This is a genomic window from Shewanella xiamenensis, assembly GCF_014647135.1.
GTDB lineage: Bacteria > Pseudomonadota > Gammaproteobacteria > Enterobacterales > Shewanellaceae > Shewanella > Shewanella xiamenensis.
In genome coordinates this window covers 41,876-62,844 of the sequence record NZ_BMOP01000016.1, presented here as the reverse complement: position 1 = coordinate 62,844, position 20,969 = coordinate 41,876, and the positions used below count along the sequence as shown (strand labels likewise).

The window sequence follows — 20,969 nt, the reverse complement described above, 5'->3', positions numbered from 1 at the left end:
AATTGACTGAAGCCGCCCATGTTACCTCTGTTATCACATCAACAAACCTTAGAACCTGTTTATCTGGCCTATCTTGATGCTTTAGAACAAAGTGCCTATGAAGGTGATATTGATAAGCGCTACAGCGCGCGCTTAGTGCAAGCCACGGATAACTCTGTCTATCAATTTTTGCCCCAGGCGGTGCTTTATCCTAAACACCAAAAGGATATCGAGATAGCGCTTAAACTTGCTACGAAAGCAGAGTTTGTGGGTGTGACTTTTAGTGCTAGAGGTGGCGGAACAGGCACTAATGGGCAGTCGCTGACCCACGGTTTGATCCTCGATGTGTCTCGTTATATGAATCGTGTGTTGGAAGTGAATCCTGAGCAGGGCTGGGTTAGGGTTGAAGCAGGGGTCATTAAAGATGCGCTAAATGATACGCTGCGTCCCCATGGATTCTTCTTTAGTCCCGATCTCTCAACTTCAAACCGCGCCACTATTGGCGGTATGATCAACACCGACGCCTCGGGCGCAGGCTCTTTGGTGTATGGTAAAACTTCCGACCATGTACTGGCGCTGCGTAGCGTATTGATAGATGGCAGTGTGTTAGATACTCGTCCCCTCGATGCGGGTCTGTTATGTAATCCCGATAACGTGAGTGAAAATCCGCTTGGACAAAAACTGATTTCGGCAATTGCAAAGGTATGCCGTGAGAAGCGCGCGCTCATTGAGCAACAATTCCCAAAACTCAATCGATTTTTAACCGGATATGACTTAAAGAATGTCTGGAATGAAGGCTTAACTCAGTTCGACCTTTCACGCATTTTAACAGGCTCTGAAGGCACGCTGGCGGTTATCACCGAAGCGAAACTCAACATTACACCACTGCCCAGTGAGCGGGCGATGGTGAATATTAAGTACGATTCCTTCCAGTCTGCGCTGCGTCATGCTCCTTCCTTAGTGGCTGCGCGGGCAACGGTGGTCGAAACCGTGGACTCTAAAGTGCTTAATCTTGCCCGCGAGGACATTGTTTGGCATTCGGTTTCCGACCTTATTCAAGAAGTGCCGGGTAAAGTCATCGATGGCCTGAATATGGTCGAGTTTGCTGGTGATACGGCAGAAGTTGAGCAAAAACTCGCGAGTCTTGAGGCTGTATTGACCGAGCAAATTGGTCGCGGTGAATGTGGTGTCGTTGGTTATCAAGTCACTCAAGATAAGGCCAGCATTGAGAAAATCTATGGCATGCGTAAAAAGGCCGTTGGATTGCTCGGTGCTACCAAGGGACGTCGCAAACCCATTGCATTTGCCGAAGATACTGCTGTGCCGCCTGAAAAACTTGCCGATTATATTATGGAGTTTCGTGCGCTACTCGATAGTCACAATTTGCAATACGGTATGTTTGGCCATGTGGATGCGGGCGTATTACACGTAAGGCCTGCGCTGGATATGTGCGATGTCGAAGATGAAAAACTGCTGAGGGTGATTTCTGATCAAGTTGCAGCACTGACGCTCAAATACGGCGGCCTGATGTGGGGCGAGCATGGTAAGGGCGTGCGTGGCGAATACGGCCCATCGGTATTTGGCGATGAACTTTATGGCGTATTGCAAGACATTAAAGGTCTATTTGACCCTGATAACAGGCTTAATCCCGGCAAGTTAGTGGCGCCCAAGCAAGTCGGCAGCTTGGCATTTGATGTGGATAGTACCAAGCGCGGCAAGTTTGACAGACAAATTCCCGTCGAAGTACGCGATGCCTATCCCGATGTGATGAATTGTAACGGCAATGGCCTGTGTTTTAATTACAGTAGTTACTCGCCCATGTGTCCGTCATTTAAGGTGACTGGCGATAGGGTGCAATCCCCCAAAGGCCGTGCGGGTCTGATGCGTGAGTGGCTGCGTTTGCTTGAGTCGGAAGGGGTGGATGTGAACGCGCTGGCGAAAGCCAAACCCTTAGGCATTTTGCAGCGGATGCAAAATACCATCAATGCGAAGCGCGATTACGATTATTCCCACGAAGTGATGGAATCGCTGAAGGGCTGTCTTGCGTGTAAGGCGTGTTCGAGTCAGTGCCCGGTTAAAGTGGATGTACCTAAGTTTAGGGCGCAATTCTTTAATATTTACTATCAACGTTATCTGCGTCCGGCCAAGGATTACCTGGTTGCGGGCATAGAAGACAGCTTACCTCTGATGGCTGCTGCGCCAAGGCTGACCAATTTCGCCTCGCAAAACCCACTCAGTCAATGGGTTATCAAAAAGGCTATTGGCTATGTGGATGCGCCAGCGCTGTCGGTGCCAACCTTAAAACAACGACTCGATGGCCATGCGAGCCGCGGCTATGATTTGGCGGCATTGCAGGCCATCCCTGCCGATGAGAGGGCAAAATTTGTATTAGTTGTACAAGATCCCTTCAACAGTTTCTACGATGCGGGCTTGGTGTATCGCTTTATCCAATTGATTGAAACCTTAGGATTAAAACCCGTTCTACTGCCATTTAAGCCCAACGGTAAACCGACCCATATCAAGGGCTTCTTGGGTAAATTTGCTAAAACGGCGCAGTCGAGTGCGGATTTCTTAAACCAAGTGCATAAGTTAGGCATGCCAATGGTTGGGATCGATCCCGCCTTAGTGCTCTGTTATCGCGATGAATATAAAGAAATTTTAGGGGCTAACCGCGGCGCGTTTGAGGTTAAACTGGCTAACGAATGGCTGATTGACATACTTCAGGATATTCCTACTAAGGCCATGCAAGATAAACAATTTACTTGGTTTAGCCATTGTACTGAGTCTACGGCGAAGCCTAATACCGCCAATGAGTGGAGCAAAATCTTCACTCACTTTGGCGCTAAATTAACGGCAGTGAATCTGGGCTGTTGCGGCATGGCGGGTACCTACGGCCATGAGGCTGAGAATCTTGAGCGTTCTAAGACCTTGTTTGATATGTCATGGAAAGACACTTTAAGCAAGATAGACGCGTCACAGGTGCTAGTCTCTGGCTATTCATGTCGCAGTCAAGTAAAACGTTTCGCCGGTTACAAGCCAAAACATCCACTAGAGGCTTTATTGGAGCTCGTTAAGGCTTAACGCAATTTTTTATTAGGGATTGGATAATCCCTAAGGCAATGCCACACTAAACCAGTCGTCAGGCTGGTTTTTTTATTGAGGAGACGCTATGGAAAAACACACGGACAATGTTATCGATACGCTACAGGCATTCACCAGCAAGCCAACGCCGGATGACGTCGCCACACTGCCAACAGCGCTGTGTAGTGAAGTCGCGTTATTTTGTATTCAACTCTCCGGTGACTGGTTATATCAGGACAGCCCATTACCGACTAAGTTTGCTAAGCTGTTTGCCAGTATTTTACATGGCATCGATGGCGAACATTTTTTGATCACACCAGTCGAAAAGGTGCGAGTCGAGGTGGATGATGTGCCGCTGTTGATTGTCGATTATGTGAAGGATGAGACTGCATCGGGTTTAACGCTGCGCAGTAGTATTGGCACCGAGCATTCTCTGGCGACACTCCATCATTTAAAGCTCACCGACTTTGGGATTTATCTGCCGCTAGAGCGCGGCCTATGGGGAAAATTGAGCCGTGCCTGCTACTACAATTTTGTTAATGAATTCAATTTAACCGATGAAGGTGGCCTCAGTGCTTAAAGATTTTGATTGTAATAACTTGGGGAGGCTGACTAGTTTATTATGGGTTAAGTGATAGTATTAAAACTAACCTTAGCCAATCCTACTCGGGTTTAGGTCTGTGTCGATGGGTCTAAATGTTGTTTTCGGAGGTGCTGTTTGAACCGTTATGAAAGCTTAGGCTATCTTGTTTCGCACTTAAATATTGAGCTGCAAAATGAACTCGATTTGCAGTTGAAACGCTATCAGCTCGACATTAAGTTGTGGCCAGTATTATTCGCGCTTTGGCAGGAGGAGGGGATTACTCAGACCGAGTTGTCCAAACGTTGTGATGTAGCGAACTATACCATGACCCGTTTGCTCGATCAGTTGCAGGTGCAAGGCCTCATCACCCGCCATCAAGAACTCGATAATCGCCGAGCTTTCCAGATTTTTCTCACCGATGAGGCCAAGGCGCTGGAGCAGGATTTGATCCGTGAGGCCGAGCGCGTCAATGAAAAGTTTCTTGCTAATCTTACTGAAGATGAACGAAGTTATTTTATTAAGCTTTTGAATAAAATAAATAAACTGTCATCTAATCCGTAAGTTTTATTGTGCTTCTTTCGGTTATTTACAGTGGGAGTAGCATAAAAAGTAACACTAAACTTGACCCCAGTAATAACCCTTGCTGCAGTAACCGTTGCCGCTGCATTAAGCTATTTTTTCCCTGTTTCAGACTAGTGATTAGCTGATTACGCTTATAAATACGGCAAGTTAACTCATTTGTGAAGGGGTCAATAAATAACTTACATAGGCATTGCCCACCATCTTTCAATTTGATCAAATGTTCACTTTGATGGCTAAAATTAAGTTTGCGCGAAACCATTTGGCCATTGATATAGACTCTCTCCAAACCCGACCAATCACTTGCTTGTAATTCAAGTGAATCTTTCCCCAGCTCATATTTGAAACTGACCATAGTGGCACCTTCTCCGTGACTGACGAGTAGTTAATTCAAGCAGAGACATATAGGGTTTTCCACTACAGAAAAGTGAATTTTACGTGGCGTTTTGGTATCTGATTGGTATTGAGAGGAATTTATTTTTTAGATGGATAAGTGGAGCGAGGGAAGTGGTTGAGGCGGACAACGACTCGTTGTCCGCCTACTGCATGATTAAGCTTTGGCCGCTTGGTAAATGGCACGGGCCATTTCGTCAGCTACTGCACCTGTCGTGCGGTTTTCAGCATCGGCCTTAGCAAAAATCTTCAGCAGCGTGTTGTAGATTTCTCTGACCTTAGCTTCTGATTTTGCTGCGTCATAATCTTTTTCAAATGACACGTTGATAATGCCGCCAGCGTTAATCACATAATCTGGCGCATACAGAATGCCCATTTCTTTTAACTGCTCGCCATGGCGGACTTCGGCTAATTGGTTGTTGGCGCAACCCGCAACAATCTTAGCTTTGAGTTGTGGTAGGGTAACATCGTTTAGAGTTGCACCTAGTGCACATGGCGCATAGACATCCACGTCTTGGGCATAGATATCCTGTGGAGCAACAACGATGGCGCCAAAGTCGGTAGTCACTTTATCCAGTGATGCTTGGTGAATATCGGTAACAATCAGCTGTGCACCTTCTTCATGCAAATGTTTACACAGGTAGTAACCTACATGGCCCACACCTTGAACGGCGATCTTAAGGCCTTTTAAGCTGTCTAAATCGAGTTTATGTTTAACTGCAGCCTTGATCCCTAAATAGGTGCCTAATGCTGTAAATGGTGATGGATCGCCACTCTTGCCTTCAAGCCCTGCCATGTAAGGTGTTTCTTGATGGGCAATCATGATATCAGCGGTCGTGGTGCCCACGTCTTCAGCAGAATAGTAACGTCCACCGAGGCTATTGATAAAACGGCCAAAGGCACGGAAAAGGGCTTCGCGATCAGGACGCTTAGGATCGGCAATAATCACTGACTTACCACCGCCCATGGTTAAACCGGCGAGGGCATTTTTGTAAGTCATACCACGGGAGAGGCGTAATACGTCTGTCAGGGCTTCATCATCGGATTGATAATTCCACATCCGGCATCCACCCACAGCTGGACCTAAGTTGGTGTTATGGATGGCAACAATGGCTTTTAAGCCACTTTCTTTATCATGACAGAATACGACCTGTTCATGTTCATCAAAGGATACATGATTAAATACAGCCACGTGAAGTTCTCCGCTATACACAATAAAACGTCGATGGAACGACTTCCCATCGACAGCTCGTTATATTTATTGCAGAACCATAGCATTTAGCGATACTCTCAACCATGCATAATGACCGAATAAATAGATTATTTGTGGCAATCTAGCTTTCCACTTTACGTAAACGTAAGCTTAGAGATGCGAAACCAATTTTAACTGATGATATTTTCAGACATTAGTATGATTCGCGTGCTGTCCCAAGAATGAGAGCCGCGCTATAACAATAAGATAGGACGGAAGTATGACTGAACAAGCTGTCGATCAAGCTCAACCAACAATCTCTCCTGAAGAAATGGAGAAATTGCGCCAAGAGTGGGTCAGAACACAATTCCAAAAGGCGAACCGTTTTTTAGCGGAAAAAGGGGTCATCCCCAGCAAGGTTTTAGCCGATGAGAGCCGTTATCTTGCACCTTATTTAGCGATTTGGAAGATGGAATCCAAACGTCCTACGACCAAAACCTATTGGGTGATGTCAGGCGATTTACCATCGGATTTTGTGGATGTCAAAGTGGCTAAAACGGCGCGTGATGCGGTTCGTCATTTCTCGATGATGTGGCAAATGCAGGCTGAAAATTTGATCCGTTCAGGCGCAACCAGACGTGATGCAACCCAGGCAAAATTTGCCCAGTTATTAGTCTCCCGTGCAGAGAGTTTATATCGTATGCACAATGATGAAAAACTCTGGAATAGCTAGACTTCCTTGTGTTAAGTCATAAAACCAAAGGCACTCGATTGAGTGCCTTTGTTGTTTAAGTCTGTCTCAAGCGTTGTGTCCTACGTTGAGCATACCGACGGTTTCATTCCATATTAAAGGATTACGCTTCTTCATCACTTAAATAGTATAAACCTTGATTAATCAGTTCCAGCAATAGCTGTTGTACTTCATCATGTTCGCATAACGCGAGAGCCGTTTCGCTATCAAAGCTGACATGATCGCTTAACTGTACAAGCACCGCTTCGGGTGTATTGGGCAGATCATAGATTTCGCCATTAATGAATAAGCGCGAGTGAGCATCATTCTCTAAACGTAGTACTTTTAAACCGCCAATGCGATTTACACCAGCGCCTTGTTCAAAGGCATCTTGCAGATCGTCGATGCTATAGGCTTCTTCGCCTTCACAAATATCTAATTCAAATCGGTTTTGGCTTAGCAGTTTACCTAGCACAACCTGATAACTCGCAGGATCTTGGGCAAGCTGGCTTAACAGCGACATAATGCCGAGTTGATGATCTTGGCTAATAATGCCCGGATTTGCTGGCTCGGATGCGGAGGTAAAACGCTGTTGACCCAAATTTTTGTCGAGTAAATAGTCGGCCACTTCGCTGACTAATTCTTGCTGACTGGGTGCGCGGTAACCAATCGAATAGCTCAAGGCTAAGGTTAAGGTTTCACCGCAGTGCGGGAATCCTGGTGGAATATAAAGCATATCGCCTTTCTCTAACACCATATCAATAATGGGATCAAAGTCTTCAACCAGAGGTGAATTAGGATTACCGCCACGACGTTGTTGTGGGGTGTTGTCACCTACGGTCCAGCGGCGCTGACCTTCGCCTTGAATAATAAACACATCGTAGTTGTCGATATGGGGACCGACACCGCCACTTGGAGTGGCAAATGACACCATCAAATCATCGAATCGCCAATCGGGGAGAAAACGAAAGGCCTCAACGAGGGGTTGTGAGTCGGGATACCAATGGTTAACCGCTTGCACCAATAATTGCCAGTGGGTTTCACCGTAATTGTCGTAATCCTCAAAGGGGCCTTGGATCACTTCCCAGTTATCTTTTTGGGTAACGACGATGCGCGAAGTGATTTCTTCTTCGCAGGCTAGGCCGGCCAGCTCATCGGCACTGATTGGATCTTCAAAGTGAGGAAAAGCGCCTTTGATGACCACAGGTTTTTGTTGCCAGTAATCCTTGAGGAACTGAGCAATATCGAGATTGAGTTTATACATAGTGTCAAAAAAGGCGACTACATCCTTAACAATGTAACCGCCTCAATCCTTATTTAGGCTAGATAATAAGCTAAGCATGTCAGCTTAGCGTTAAACGAAGCGTTAGCCGTAAACTGAACTTTAGTTAAGTTCGTCAACGAATGCTTCTGCACGGCCAATATAGTTGGCTGGCGTCATCTTCTTCAGCTCAGCCTTCACGTCTTCTGGCAGGGCTAAACCGTCGATAAATTCGGCAAGTTGCTTGGCGTCGATGCGTTTACCGCGTGTCAATTCTTTTAACTTCTCGTATGGCTTTTCAATACCATAGCGACGCATCACGGTTTGTACTGGCTCAGCCAATACTTCCCAGTTTTGATCGAGCTCGGCACGTAAATGCTCTTCATTCACTTGTAACTTGCTGATGCCTTTTAAGGTCGCTTGGTAAGCGATCAGCGAGTGGGCGATACCCACACCTAAGTTACGCAGTACGGTGGAATCGGTTAAGTCACGTTGCCATCTTGAAACGGGTAGTTTTGCGGCTAAATGTTGCATCAACGCATTGGCAATACCTAAGTTACCCTCAGAGTTTTCAAAGTCGATAGGGTTGACCTTGTGTGGCATGGTTGATGAGCCAATTTCACCGGCAATGGTACGTTGCTTGAAGTGACCTAAGGCAATATAACCCCAAACGTCACGGTCGAAATCGAGCAGAATAGTGTTGAAACGCGCAATCGCATCAAAGAGCTCTGCAATGTAATCATGCGGTTCGATTTGAGTGGTGTATGCGTTCCAGTGCAGGCCAAGGCTTGTCACAAAACGTTCAGACAGTGCATGCCAGTTCACTTCTGGGTATGCAGATATGTGCGCGTTGTAGTTACCTACGGCGCCGTTAATTTTCCCCATGATTTCAACTGCCGCGATTTGCTTGATTTGGCGCTCTAAACGCACGGCTACGTTAGCCATTTCCTTGCCTAAGGTTGAAGGCGAGGCTGGCTGACCGTGGGTACGTGACATCAAAGGTACTGAGCGGTATTCAACGGCCAGTTTTTTGATGGCGCTGAGCAGTTCATTGCAATAAGGCAGTACCACTTGCTCGCGGGCTTCAGTCAACATTAAACCATGGCTTAAGTTGTTGATATCTTCAGAAGTACAAGCAAAGTGAACAAATTCACCGACAGCGGCGAGTTCAGCGTTGTCTGCGATTTTTTCTTTGATAAAGTATTCAACTGCTTTCACGTCGTGGTTGGTGGTGCTTTCAATGGCTTTCACGCGAAGCGCATCTTGCTCACTGAAATTGTCTTTTATGGCATCGAGAAGCGCGATCGCTGACTCGCTTAATGGTGGCACTTCGGTGATTTCTGGGCAATCAGCGAGTAACTTTAACCAGTTGATTTCAACTTGAACACGGTACTTAGTAAGACCGAACTCGCTGAAAATCCCTCGCAATGACGCTGTTTTACTACCGTAACGGCCGTCTACCGGAGAGATAGCAGTTAGTGCGGAAAGATCCATGTGAAGCTCCTTGATGAAAACTTATTTTATTATAGGGTAAGACTTTTCTTGGCTGTGTCTATGATGGCTTTACGGGCAAAGACTAAGTGTCGACGTTTGCCGCCTAGTTGTCGCCATAACACTGCGCTGCGCATGGCTGCAAGCAGCAAGGCGCGGATTTTTTGTTGCACGATTGGACGTTGCAGACACACTGGATTACCTGAGATCTGAATCTTAGGTCCAAGATTACTGATAATGTCGCTATAAATACTGGCCAGATTGGCAATGACTTGTTCGTCGGTGATCGCAAAATGATGTAGCTGACGATTCACTTGATTGATTCGTTCGGCAAGCATAGCTAACCCGGTATTTGAACGGGTTAATTTACGTTCAAGGGCTAAAATTCCCACCAGATAGCGGGTAATTTCCACATCTTTTTGACTGCTATCCCCCAGTTGATTTAACACCAATTGGTAGCCTTTGTGCAGGCCCGCCTTATCTTGGTAGACATCGGCGGGGGTTTCTGGATTAGTCACTAAAATGGTGTGTAAACTGGCAGCTAGCTCATCGGTGTCGCTTTCACCATGACGGGCTAAATACTGAACTTGTGCAATGGCCTGCAGTATTCCTGCAAAGGCCATAGTACGATCATGGAGCTGTTCGTTCACGGTTTATCCTCTGATCAGTTGATCGATAATTCCGCCACCGAGGCACACTTCGCCATCGTAAAATACCGCTGATTGGCCAGGCGTCACGGCGGCAACGGGCTCGTCAAACACCACTTTGAGGGTATTGTCATCAAGATAGGTAAGGGTGCAAGGGATATCCTGCTGGCGGTAACGGGTTTTCACCACAATTTGGCTGCCATCGGCGGGACCTTTGCGGTCGACCCAGTGTAGTTGATTGACAAACATGCCATTGGACATCAATCGCGGATGGTGACCACCTTGGCCAACAACAAGCACGTTACGTTTGAGATCTTTGTCCACCACGTACCATGGGTCATCATTGCTATTTTTCATGCCACCAATCCCCAGACCTTTACGTTGGCCTAAGGTGTGGTACATCAAACCTTGGTGCGTGCCAATGACTTCGCCTTCGGCGGTTTCGATATTGCCAGGTTGCGCTGGTAAGTAATTACCTAAAAATTCAGTAAATTTTCGCTCGCCGATAAAGCAAATGCCGGTGCTGTCTTTCTTATCATGGGTAATTAAGCCCATCTGTTTGGCGATCTCTCGCACTTCGTGTTTTTCGAGTTCACCCACCGGAAACAGGCTGCGTGCCACTTGTTCATGGCTTAAGGTGTATAGGAAGTAGCTTTGATCTTTATTATTGTCGACCCCGCGCAGCATTTGCGTTGTGCCATCGGCATTGTCGCGGCGGCGCACATAGTGACCCATGGCGATGTAGTCGGCATCGAGAATATCATCGGCAAACTCTAAAAAGGCCTTAAATTTGATTTCTTTGTTGCACATGATATCAGGATTTGGGGTACGACCTGCTTTGTATTCGGCAAGAAAATACTCAAATACATTGTCCCAATATTCGGCAGCAAAGTTGACCGTGTGGAGTTTTATCCCAAGCTTATCGCAAACGGCTTGAGCATCTTTTAAATCTTCGGCGGCCGCGCAGTACTCGTCGTTGTCATCTTCTTCCCAGTTCTTCATGAAAAGGCCTTCAACCTGATAGCCTTGCTGCATAAGCAAATAGGCTGAAACGGATGAATCAACACCGCCGGACATGCCGACAATGACTTTTTTACCTGTATGAGTGGGTTCGATTGATGTCATAGATCCTAAAACCATTGAGTATATGTGTTAGCGAGTCGTGGCTTGAACCGTTGTCATTAGTGCATGACTCACTTTTAAATCTGCGTTTATATTAGCTGCGTAGTTAGGGCAGGCTTATTGGTGATCCGTTTAGCATCTGAGATACATCAGCCCAACATCATTAAGCACAAGATGCATGATGCTAAAATACCCCAAATTTTTAACCCAAAAGCGCAGTTAAATACCTTATCGAATCGCGCATTTACGCGGGGGCGTATTCTATCACGCCTTGTTGCTTGGGGCTATCTTTGACATCCCTACAGACGCTGACTATTGAGTAATTCGAGCGAATGAATTTGCCCTTGTTGCAACTGTTTGCGGTAATCGTTGAGGCAATCGAGCACTAACGGACTGCGCAACTGGTGTACTCTCGCGGCTATTTGCTCAAAGCTCAACCAATGGGCGGCATAAATATCCACATCCTGTGGCTTAGGTGTGAGTAGCGTATCGACTTGCACCAAAAAGGTAAAACGCACAAAAGCGAGGTCCTGATTGGCGCTAAATTGATAAATCCCGACCAATCCCTGTGGCTTGAGTTGAAGGCCTGTTTCCTCAAAGACTTCGCGCTCACAGGCTTGGATAAGACTTTCATTCGCTTCCAAATGTCCTGCTGGTTGATTAAAACGCTGCTCACCATCAATCCACTCTTCCACTAATAGATACTTATCCTCGGTAGAGGCATGGATAATACAAGCAACTGTTACATTGGGTTTATATCTTGCTTTTACTGTCACAGTGATTACCTTTGAGCGGCTAGATTAGGGATATTAGATTGCTTGTTGGCGTAAGACTATTCGGTCTTTTGAGCCACCAGTATGCATTTATGCTCACCTGTCGCTAAATCATCTAGACTCCATTGGCCTATTTTATAGCGAATAAGTCTTAAGGTCGGAAAACCAATATGGGCCGTCATCCGCCGAACTTGGCGATTGCGTCCTTCGTGGATTTGAATTTCCAGCCAAGTGGTTGGGATGTTTTTTCGCTCACGGATTGGTGGATTACGCGGCCACACATTCGGCGTCGCCATGATGCAGACCTTCGCGGGCAGCGTCATGCCATCTTTTAATTCAACCCCTTGGCGCAGTTTGGCTAAATCGGCTTCCGATGGCACACCTTCCACTTGTACCCAATAGGTTTTAAAGGTTTTCTTTTTTGGCTCAGTCAGTTTGGCTTGGAGTTGACCGTCATTGGTTAACAGCAACAGTCCCTCGCTGTCGCGATCTAATCGCCCAGCAGCATAAACGCCCGGAATAGGGATGTAATCTTTTAAGGTTTTACGGCCTTGCTCATCGGTAAATTGGCACAGAACATCGAAGGGCTTGTTAAATAAGACGATGATAGGCGCAGTTTGAGGCTTGACGCGTGAGGCCGATGAGTGTTTTTGAAGCCGTGTTTTGGGACTATTTTGTTGTGACCCTGTATCGCGCTGCAAACTTGCCTTGGCAGATTTGGCGAAGGAGCTTGGTTTACTTCCTTTGCTGCGGTTATCTGCCCTATGCTGCGGGTGCGTGGTGGATGCGCTCTGGCCGCGAGTGCGAGGTGTTGCCTGAGAAGTTAGCGGGTTATTTTTGTTCATGCAGTAACTAATTGTTGTTCATACCGTGGCGAATAGTCGCTTAAGACAGTCTAGTCATTTTACGTCGTCGCCGATGATATACGACTGAACCTATCCGTTAGCAGACGTCAGAAAGAAGACGTGTTATTTATCTGCACACAGTGTACTTGGCATTCGCCGTTAGTGGAATTTGAATATTATTGTGAATGCTCTATGATGTCGGCCTGAAAATGTGATCTACGCCTAAATGTTTGTTAGGTATTAATGAGTCGATTTACCCTCGTTGGCGAACGTAAAGAGGATGTTGCTGCGGGTTTATAGGTTTTATAGGGGCGTTTACGATTGCCTCGATAGAGAATTCCTTCGTGCCAATGTTTGTTCGTCATGATATAAAATTATTATAAAAATACTAAATTTTACAATAATGTAGGATGTAACATGAAAGATAACTCACCAACAATTATTTATACCGAAACCGATGAAGCGCCAGCACTGGCAACGCTTTCTCTGTTACCTATCATCAAGACCTTTACCAATGCGGCGGGTGTGGCGGTTGAAACCCGTGACATTTCTTTATCAGGCCGTGTGATTGCTAACTTCCCAGAAAAACTGACTGACGCGCAAAAGATTGGCGATCACTTAGCTGAGCTTGGCGATTTAGCGAATCAACCAGAAGCTAATATCATCAAGTTGCCTAATATCAGTGCGTCAATCCCACAGTTAAAAGCCTGTATTTTAGAGCTGCAACAGAAAGGATATGACATTCCAAACTATCCTGACGAGCCAAAAACTGACGAAGAAAAGTCAATTAAAGCGCGTTACGACAAGATCAAGGGCAGTGCGGTAAACCCCGTCCTGCGTGAAGGTAACTCTGATCGCCGCGCGCCGCTGTCAGTGAAAAACTTCGCGAAAAAGAACCCACACTCTATGGGTAAATGGGTGAAAGACTCTAAGTCACACGTTGCTCATATGAGCGAAGGTGATTTTTACGGTAGCGAGCAGTCAGTGACTTTGGCTAACGCAGACACGGTTAACATCGTTCTGGCACAAAAAAACGGTCAAGAAGTCATCCTTAAATCAGGTCTGAAACTGCTCGCGGGTGAAATCATCGACGCGTCAGTGATGAGCAAAAAAGCCTTAGTCAGCTTCTTTGAGCGTGAAATTGCCAATGCCAAGGCTGAAAACGTGTTGTTATCGCTGCACCTTAAAGCCACCATGATGAAAGTGTCTGATCCCATCATGTTTGGTCATGCCGTGAAAGTGTTCTTCAAACCGGTATTTGATAAACATGCAGCATTATTTGCTGAATTAGGCGTTGATGTGAACAACGGTTTTGGCGACGTATATGCGAAAATCGCCAGCTTACCTGCCGATGTACGTAGCCAAATTGAAGCCGATATCGCGGCGGTCTACGCTGAGCGTCCTGCGCTGGCGATGGTGGATTCTGACAAAGGCATCACCAACTTACACGTCCCAAGCGACATTATTATCGATGCTTCTATGCCAGCGGCTATTCGTTCATCTGGCCAAATGTGGGGGCCAGATGGCAAGTTGCACGACACTAAAGCGCTGATCCCAGACCGTTGCTACGCAGGTGTGTATCAAGAAACTATCGCTTTCTGTAAAGAACACGGTGCATTCGATCCAAGCACTATGGGCAGTGTGCCAAACGTGGGCCTGATGGCGCAAAAAGCCGAAGAATATGGCAGCCACGATAAAACCTTCGAAATCCCAGCTGATGGCGTAGTAAACGTGATTGATGCCAGTGGCAAAGTGTTAATGAGCCACAACGTCGAAGCGGGCGATATTTGGAGAATGTGCCAAGTTAAAGATGCCCCAATTCGCGACTGGGTGAAATTAGCCGTACGCCGCGCACGTTTAAGCAATACTCCTGCGGTATTCTGGTTAGATGCCAATCGTGCCCACGATGCGCAATTGATTGTTAAAGTGAAGCAATATCTGCCTGAGCATGATACCAGCGGTTTAGACATCAGCATCATGTCGCCAGAAGAAGCAACACGTTTCTCTTTAGCGCGCATCAAAGAAGGTAAAGATACTATTTCTGTTACTGGTAACGTACTGCGTGACTATTTGACTGACTTGTTCCCAATCCTCGAACTGGGTACCAGTGCTAAGATGCTATCTATCGTGCCATTAATGAATGGTGGCGGCTTGTTCGAAACGGGTGCGGGCGGTAGTGCGCCTAAACACGTACAACAGGTTGAAAAAGAAGGTCACTTACGTTGGGACTCTCTAGGGGAATTCCTGGCATTAGCGGCTTCTTTAGAGCATTTAAGCCAAACTGTGGGGAACCCTAAAGCGCAGGTACTGGCGGATACCTTAGATCAAGCCATCGGTCAGTTCTTAGATAGCAACAAGTCGCCATCAAGACGCGTTGGAGAGCTGGATAACCGTGGTAGCCATTTCTATCTGGCGATGTACTGGGCACAAGCATTAGCCGCTCAAACCAAAGACGAGCAGTTACAAGCTCACTTTATTCCACTGGCTCACGCACTGGCTGCAAATGAGCAAGTTATTGTGGCTGAGCTCAACAATGCGCAAGGTGCACCAGTGGATTTAGGCGGTTACTATCGTTTAGATGCTATCAAGGCTGAAAAAGCCATGCGCCCAAGTGAAACTTTGAACAAGCTATTACTTGCTTAAACAGCATTGATACTTGTAAAGGCCTGCATTGCAGGCCTTTTTATTGCACTAAATTTAGGAGTGGCTTGTAAATTAACCAGAGCGAGTTAACGTTTAGAGATGAAAATGTATTCGCTCCGGTACACTTATGCTCGCAAAATGAGGCATGACGTGTAGTTGTTTTACTCAAAATAAAAAGGCAGGGATTAATCCCTGCCTTTTAGATCATTGGCCTCACCATACATTATTTTGTTGGTGAAATGGCTGAAGCGTGCATTCCTTTTGGACCTTGTTCTACTTCAAATTGAACTGGTTGGCCTGCTTTTAGAGTTCTATAGCCTTCCATTTCAATGGTAGAATAGTGTGCAAAAACGTCCTCGCCACCTTGATCAGGGCAAATAAACCCGAATCCTTTGGCGTTGTTGAACCATTTAACAGTTCCGCTTGCCATACTTCCACTTCCTTCTGTTGTCTACTTACCAGTAAGATAGTAAAACCTGTATAGACGGGATTGTTTCACCGTCTGAGCTACAGAATGTAAGGAGTAAAAGCGGAAGTCAAGCTAAAATTAACAAAGAGGTAACAACTGATTAATTTGAAGATAGCAATTGGAAGAGGACAACACGAGAGGCTAGTATTAAAAAATGGGTAAGACAGGAAACATAGAACACGTTGAAGAGCGTGTGGAATCTGAGTTAATGCCACCTTCAATGTATAAGGTGATCCTCAATAATGACGATTACACTCCAATGGATTTTGTGATTGAAGTGCTGCAAATCTTCTTTCGCAAGAATGAGCAGGAAGCCACAGATATCATGTTGACTATTCATCACCAGGGAAAGGGTATCTGCGGGATTTTTCCCTACGGCATTGCAGAAACTAAGGTGATACAAGTAAATCAATTTGCAAGACAAAACCAACATCCGTTACTGTGTTCGTTAGAGAAGGCTTAACAGCGCTTACTCTGTTGTCAGTTGTTAATTTTGGGGGTGCTTATGCTGAACAAAGATCTGGAAGTCACCTTAAATCTGGCGTTTCAGCAAGCCAGAGAGGCACGTCACGAGTATATGACGGTTGAACATCTGTTATTGGCTCTGATAGACAATCCTGCGGCTCAAGAAGCGCTAATCGCCTGTGGAGCGAATTTAGATAAACTGAGAGATGAAGTAGCAAGCTTTATCCAACAAACCACCCCAATCATTGCGGATATGGATGATGATAAAGAAACCCAACCAACGCTCGGGTTTCAGCGGGTACTGCAACGCGCCGTTTTCCATGTGCAGTCCTCGGGCCGCAATGAAGTCACTGGTGCTAATGTGCTGGTGGCCATTTTTAGTGAGCAGGAATCCCAAGCTGTTTATCTGCTGCGTCGCAGCGACATCAGCCGTTTAGATGTGGTGAATTATATTTCCCATGGTTTTTCAAAAAATGAGGACAGCGACGCTCATCAAGATCAAGAACGCATCGAAGATCAAAGCGAAGCGAACGAAGAACGTAGCATGTTGTCGCAGTTTGCAAGCAATTTAAACCAACTTGCAAAACAAGGGGTGATAGATCCGCTGATTGGTCGTGATCAAGAAATCGAACGCGCCATCCAAACTTTATGTCGTCGCCGTAAAAATAATCCATTGTTGGTGGGTGAAGCGGGCGTGGGTAAAACTGCGATTGCTGAAGGTTTGGCTTATCGAATCGTCAATAATCAAGTGCCAGAGGTGATGGCGCAGGCGACTGTGTACTCCCTCGACTTAGGCTCCTTGCTTGCTGGCACTAAGTACCGTGGCGATTTTGAAAAACGCTTCAAGAGTCTGCTTAAGGAACTTAGCGCCGATAAACACGCCATTTTATTTATTGATGAAATTCATACCATTATTGGTGCAGGCGCCGCATCGGGTGGGGTGATGGATGCCTCTAACCTGCTAAAGCCGTTATTATCGAGCGGTAATTTGCGTTGCATGGGCTCAACCACGTTCCAAGAATATCAGAGTATTTTTGAGAAAGATCGTGCACTGGCGCGCCGTTTCCAAAAGGTCGATATTAATGAACCTTCAGTGGCTGAAACCACTAAAATTCTGATGGGTTTAAAGTCTAAATACGAAGAATATCATGGTGTGCGTTACACCCAAGCGGCGATTAACAGCGCGGCAGAGCTGTCGGCAAAACACATTAATGACCGGCATTTACCCGATAAAGCCATCGATGTGATCGATGAGGCGGGTGCGCGCATGGCTATGTTGCCACAGAGCAAACGTAAGAAAACCATCGGTCAGGCCGAGATTGAAACCATAGTAGCGAAGATTGCTCGGATCCCAGAAAAATCAGTCTCCGCCAGCGACAAAGATTTACTGCGTAACCTTGAGCGCAATCTCAAGATGGTGGTCTTTGGTCAAGACAAGGCGATTGAATCCTTAAGCTCGGCGATTCGATTATCGCGCAGTGGTTTAGGTACAGATAAAAAACCTGTTGGTAGCTTTTTGTTTGCAGGCCCAACTGGGGTAGGTAAGACAGAAGTGACCAATCAGTTAGCTAGTTGCCTAGGAATGAAGCTGGTGCGTTTCGATATGTCGGAGTACATGGAAAGCCATACGGTTTCTCGTTTGATTGGTGCTCCTCCTGGATACGTAGGATACGACCAAGGTGGTTTACTCACCGATGCTGTAATTAAAAATCCCCATTGCGTGGTGTTGCTCGATGAAATCGAAAAGGCTCACCCCGATGTCTATAACCTGTTACTGCAAGTCATGGATCATGGCACCTTAACCGATAACAACGGTCGCAAGGCGGATTTTAGGCATGTCACCTTAGTGATGACGACAAACGCAGGTGTTCAGGAAACGATCCGTAAGTCTATTGGCTTTACTCAGCAGGATCATACCCAAGATGCCTTATCGGAAATCAATCGAGTATTCTCGCCAGAGTTTCGCAACCGCTTAGATTCCATCATTTGGTTCAATCATTTAGATATGACTATCATAGCCAAGGTGGTTGATAAATTCTTGGTGGAATTACAAGCACAACTTGATGCGAAACATGTGTTACTTGAAGTCAGTGATGAGGCCAGAACCCTACTCGCCGAGAAAGGCTATGATAAGAGCATGGGCGCACGGCCAATGGCCCGCGTGGTGACAGAGCTTATTAAACGTCCATTAGCGGATGCTATTCTCTTCGGTGAACTGGAACATGGCGGTGTTGCTCATGTTGATGCCAAAGACGGTGAAATCGTGATCCACACCGAACGCCACGAGAAAAGTACCACTAAGGCTTAATCTCTCGCGAAAACCCAATAAAAATGGCTGCAATTGCAGCCATTTTTCTAATCTCACGCCAACAAAAAAACCCGGCCTCGCCGGGTTTTTCAACTAAAGGGGAATATTAGCGTGCGCGGAAGACAATACGACCTTTGGTCAGATCATAAGGGGTCAACTGAACTGTTACTTTGTCACCAGTCAGGATCCGGATGTAGTTTTTGCGCATTTTGCCTGAAATGTGGGCTATCACCACATGACCATTTTCAAGCTCTACGCGAAACATTGTGTTTGGCAAGGTTTCAAGGATAGTGCCTTGCATTTCAATGTTATCTTCTTTCGCCATTAATTATTTATCCCATTAGCCTTCGAATATAAAAAACGGGCGTATCATGCCGCAAATTCACCTTGCTGTAAAGGGGATGTGCCTAGCAAACTTGGGAATACTCCCAGCCTTGGGGGGTTAAAATCTGATAAGGGCGGTATAAGCGTTTGTAGGACATTTTCCGATTTGCATCAATTTGATATCCCAGATAAAGAAAATCTTTACCCTGCATTTTAGCCAATCTGCACTGGAGTAAGATCAACAATACGCCAAGGGAGCGGCGTTCTTCATCGGGGTCAAAATAGCTGTAAATGGCTGACAAACTATTGGGCAGAGTGTCTGTCACTGCTACAGCCACAAGTCTATTGCCATCATAGACTTCAATAAACGTGGGGGGCAGCCAATGACAGAATAAAAATTGTTCATATTGGGTTTTGCTTGGCGGAAACATTGGGCCATCGAAGTGGCGCTCACGGATGTATTTTTCATATAGGGCATATTGAGCCTCGGTATGTTCTGAGGTGATGCGCCAAGTTAAATCACGGTTATGGGCTAGGGTGCGCTTTTGCCGTTTAGACGGTGTAAATTCTTTAATTGGTAACCGAATCGGCTGACAGGCACTGCAACGGGGGCAACGGGGTTTATAAATGGCGCTGCCACTGCGGCGAAAACCTATGGCGAGTAGCCGCTCAAATAGTATTGGGTCGAGGGTTTCCTCCTGAATGACTAACAGTTGCTCCTGCTGACCATCGAGGTAACTGCAGGGGAAAATTTGGCTGATCCCAATGGCGATTGGGGTGTTACTCGCGTTAGAGTTCAAGTGTGACCTCACTTGGTATCCAAGCTGCAGGATTGACCGTGTTATCCCTAAACTGGGTTAAGAGTTGTATAAAGTTCGCACGTTTAACGGGTTTTGCCCCTAAGCTCTCAAGGTGGGGATTCATTACCTGTGCATCGATAAGTTTAAAATTCATTTTGATTAAATGTTGTTGCAACACCGCCATGGCCGCCTTTGACGCATTGGTTTCGCGGTGGAACATGGATTCGCCACAAAACACTTGGCCGATGGCGAGACCATAAAGCCCACCGATTAATCGTTCGCCGTGCCAAACTTCGATTGAGTGGGCATGGCCATTATGGTGTAGCTCACGGTAGGCCATTTGGATTTCATGGGTTATCCAAGTGCCAGCTTGTTTACGCCGAGGTTGAGCACAACCCGCCATCACATCGGTAAAGGCATGATTGATGGTATAGCACCAAGGCTGTTTTTTTAAATATTTACGTAAACTGGTGCTGATATTCACTTGGCCTGGAATAAAAATGGCGCGGGGATCGGGTGACCACCATAAAATAGGATCCTCGGCGTTAAACCAAGGGAAAATGCCGTGATAATAGGCGGTCAACAAACGCTCTGGGCGTAGGTCACCGCCTATCGCCAATAAGCCGTTTGGATCGGTGAGGGCGAGTTCGGGTGAAGGAAAAGCTTCAAATTCGTGATTCAGAAAAGACAGTGAGTTCACAATTGCGTATGATTCAGTAATAGACCCTTATACTAAGTTAGCGGAAATTCGGATATGTGGAAACCTACACTAGCGAGCTTTATGTTTATTTGTGCTTTAGTGATTTCTCCGGTGCAAGCAGGTTACGATCGTAATCAGGCGGTGCCGGTCGAAAAAGTCCTCTATGGCGATATCAACTCAGTACGCAATATCACCGAAACCCAATTAATTGAAGACCGAAACCAAGGTTGGAAAACTTTCGGTGGCGCATTAGCGGGTGGTGTTATCGGCCATCAATTTGGTGGTGGCTCTGGCCAAGATATTGCGACAATATTAGGCGCCTTAATTGGTACTGGGGTTGGCAATCGTTATGGCAGTGGCACAACGGTGCAATCGCTCAAGCTCGTGGAGCTGATGATCACTCAGGAAGACGGCACGCAAGTCATGGTGATCCAAGATTATGACCCTGGCATGGTGTTCAATGCGGGGGATAGGGTACGTGTGGTGTACCTGCAAGGTGGGGTTCGCGTTGATTTAGCCATGTAACTAAGCCATGCAACTAACGCGAGGAAATTAAGCTTAACTGCCAAACATTAATAAAGAAC

General features: G+C 46.2%; 20 protein-coding genes. 8 read left to right on the top strand and 12 right to left on the bottom strand.

The features are described from left to right. Positions 1–18 precede the first annotated feature (18 nt). From ydiJ to IEY09_RS14105, 3 genes are all read left to right on the top strand, one after another. A complete protein-coding gene (gene ydiJ, locus IEY09_RS14115; RefSeq protein ID WP_188871545.1) occupies positions 19–3,060 on the top strand; it encodes a D-2-hydroxyglutarate dehydrogenase YdiJ in 3,042 nt (1,013 codons plus the stop codon). A gap of 88 nt (positions 3,061–3,148) precedes the next feature. Next, positions 3,149–3,640: a DUF1285 domain-containing protein gene (locus IEY09_RS14110; protein WP_188871543.1), complete on the top strand. Its 492-nt coding sequence runs from the start codon at positions 3,149–3,151 to the stop codon at positions 3,638–3,640. A gap of 138 nt (positions 3,641–3,778) precedes the next feature. Continuing rightward, complete coding sequence (locus IEY09_RS14105; RefSeq protein ID WP_037419357.1) at positions 3,779–4,204, top strand: MarR family winged helix-turn-helix transcriptional regulator; 426 nt, start codon at positions 3,779–3,781, stop codon at positions 4,202–4,204. A 25-nt stretch (positions 4,205–4,229) separates the two neighbouring features. Here the strand turns inward: IEY09_RS14105 and IEY09_RS14100 are convergent, their stop codons facing one another. Together IEY09_RS14100 and IEY09_RS14095 are read right to left on the bottom strand one after the other, a co-directional pair. Further along, on the bottom strand, positions 4,230–4,577 hold the full coding sequence (locus IEY09_RS14100) for a hypothetical protein (RefSeq protein ID WP_037419354.1): 348 nt from the start codon (positions 4,575–4,577) through the stop codon (positions 4,230–4,232). A 195-nt stretch (positions 4,578–4,772) separates the two neighbouring features. Then, entirely contained in the window at positions 4,773–5,807 is a 1,035-nt protein-coding gene (locus tag IEY09_RS14095) for a Glu/Leu/Phe/Val dehydrogenase dimerization domain-containing protein (RefSeq protein WP_188871541.1), read from the bottom strand. Between the two features lie 280 nt (positions 5,808–6,087). Between IEY09_RS14095 and IEY09_RS14090 the strand changes: the two genes are divergently transcribed. Beyond that, positions 6,088–6,540 carry a DUF4826 family protein gene (locus IEY09_RS14090; RefSeq protein ID WP_037419348.1) on the top strand — a complete coding sequence of 151 codons (453 nt, stop codon included), beginning with the start codon at positions 6,088–6,090 and terminating at the stop codon, positions 6,538–6,540. A 121-nt stretch (positions 6,541–6,661) separates the two neighbouring features. Here IEY09_RS14090 and IEY09_RS14085 read toward each other — a convergent pair whose 3' ends face one another. The 6 genes from IEY09_RS14085 to IEY09_RS14060 all read right to left on the bottom strand — a co-directional run bounded on the left by IEY09_RS14085 (position 6,662) and on the right by IEY09_RS14060 (position 12,676). Then, entirely contained in the window at positions 6,662–7,801 is a 1,140-nt protein-coding gene (locus IEY09_RS14085; protein ID WP_144346688.1) for a ribosomal protein uL16 3-hydroxylase, read from the bottom strand. A 120-nt stretch (positions 7,802–7,921) separates the two neighbouring features. Continuing rightward, positions 7,922–9,292 (bottom strand): adenylosuccinate lyase, encoded by a 1,371-nt coding sequence (gene purB, locus IEY09_RS14080; protein ID WP_037426522.1) that lies wholly within the window; start codon positions 9,290–9,292, stop codon positions 7,922–7,924. A gap of 29 nt (positions 9,293–9,321) precedes the next feature. Beyond that, a complete protein-coding gene (gene hflD / locus IEY09_RS14075) occupies positions 9,322–9,939 on the bottom strand; it encodes a high frequency lysogenization protein HflD (protein WP_188871539.1) in 618 nt (205 codons plus the stop codon). Between the two features lie 3 nt (positions 9,940–9,942). Then, a complete protein-coding gene (mnmA, locus tag IEY09_RS14070; protein ID WP_037426519.1) occupies positions 9,943–11,061 on the bottom strand; it encodes a tRNA 2-thiouridine(34) synthase MnmA in 1,119 nt (372 codons plus the stop codon). A 296-nt stretch (positions 11,062–11,357) separates the two neighbouring features. Continuing rightward, a complete protein-coding gene (locus IEY09_RS14065) occupies positions 11,358–11,834 on the bottom strand; it encodes an NUDIX hydrolase (RefSeq protein ID WP_047538891.1) in 477 nt (158 codons plus the stop codon). Between the two features lie 56 nt (positions 11,835–11,890). Continuing rightward, a complete protein-coding gene (locus tag IEY09_RS14060; RefSeq protein ID WP_081990928.1) occupies positions 11,891–12,676 on the bottom strand; it encodes an rRNA large subunit pseudouridine synthase E in 786 nt (261 codons plus the stop codon). Between the two features lie 417 nt (positions 12,677–13,093). Here IEY09_RS14060 and IEY09_RS14055 point away from each other — a divergent pair, with 417 nt between their 5' ends. After that, the gene (locus IEY09_RS14055) at positions 13,094–15,319 is read left to right on the top strand and encodes an NADP-dependent isocitrate dehydrogenase (protein ID WP_188871537.1); all 2,226 of its coding nucleotides are present in this window, start codon (positions 13,094–13,096) and stop codon (positions 15,317–15,319) included. Positions 15,320–15,542: 223 nt separating this feature from the next. Here IEY09_RS14055 and cspD read toward each other — a convergent pair whose 3' ends face one another. After that, entirely contained in the window at positions 15,543–15,749 is a 207-nt protein-coding gene (cspD, locus tag IEY09_RS14050; RefSeq protein WP_011072576.1) for a cold shock domain-containing protein CspD, read from the bottom strand. Between the two features lie 193 nt (positions 15,750–15,942). On the opposite strand from cspD, the gene clpS reads away from it, so the two are divergent. Both clpS and clpA read left to right on the top strand, forming a co-directional pair. After that, entirely contained in the window at positions 15,943–16,251 is a 309-nt protein-coding gene (gene clpS, locus IEY09_RS14045) for an ATP-dependent Clp protease adapter ClpS (RefSeq protein ID WP_011622425.1), read from the top strand. A gap of 42 nt (positions 16,252–16,293) precedes the next feature. Continuing rightward, positions 16,294–18,561: an ATP-dependent Clp protease ATP-binding subunit ClpA gene (gene clpA / locus IEY09_RS14040; protein WP_126513006.1), complete on the top strand. Its 2,268-nt coding sequence runs from the start codon at positions 16,294–16,296 to the stop codon at positions 18,559–18,561. Between the two features lie 106 nt (positions 18,562–18,667). On the opposite strand, the gene infA is transcribed toward clpA, so the two are convergent. From infA to aat, 3 genes are all read right to left on the bottom strand, one after another. Beyond that, positions 18,668–18,886: a translation initiation factor IF-1 gene (infA, locus tag IEY09_RS14035; protein WP_006081934.1), complete on the bottom strand. Its 219-nt coding sequence runs from the start codon at positions 18,884–18,886 to the stop codon at positions 18,668–18,670. A gap of 82 nt (positions 18,887–18,968) precedes the next feature. Continuing rightward, entirely contained in the window at positions 18,969–19,685 is a 717-nt protein-coding gene (locus tag IEY09_RS14030) for an arginyltransferase (protein WP_037426504.1), read from the bottom strand. Next, positions 19,675–20,385 carry a leucyl/phenylalanyl-tRNA--protein transferase gene (gene aat, locus IEY09_RS14025; protein ID WP_037419237.1) on the bottom strand — a complete coding sequence of 237 codons (711 nt, stop codon included), beginning with the start codon at positions 20,383–20,385 and terminating at the stop codon, positions 19,675–19,677. The genes IEY09_RS14030 and aat overlap by 11 nt, the downstream gene beginning before the upstream one ends. Before the next feature lie 54 nt (positions 20,386–20,439). Here aat and IEY09_RS14020 point away from each other — a divergent pair, with 54 nt between their 5' ends. Beyond that, a complete protein-coding gene (locus IEY09_RS14020) occupies positions 20,440–20,910 on the top strand; it encodes an outer membrane lipoprotein (protein WP_188871535.1) in 471 nt (156 codons plus the stop codon). Positions 20,911–20,969 lie beyond the last annotated feature (59 nt).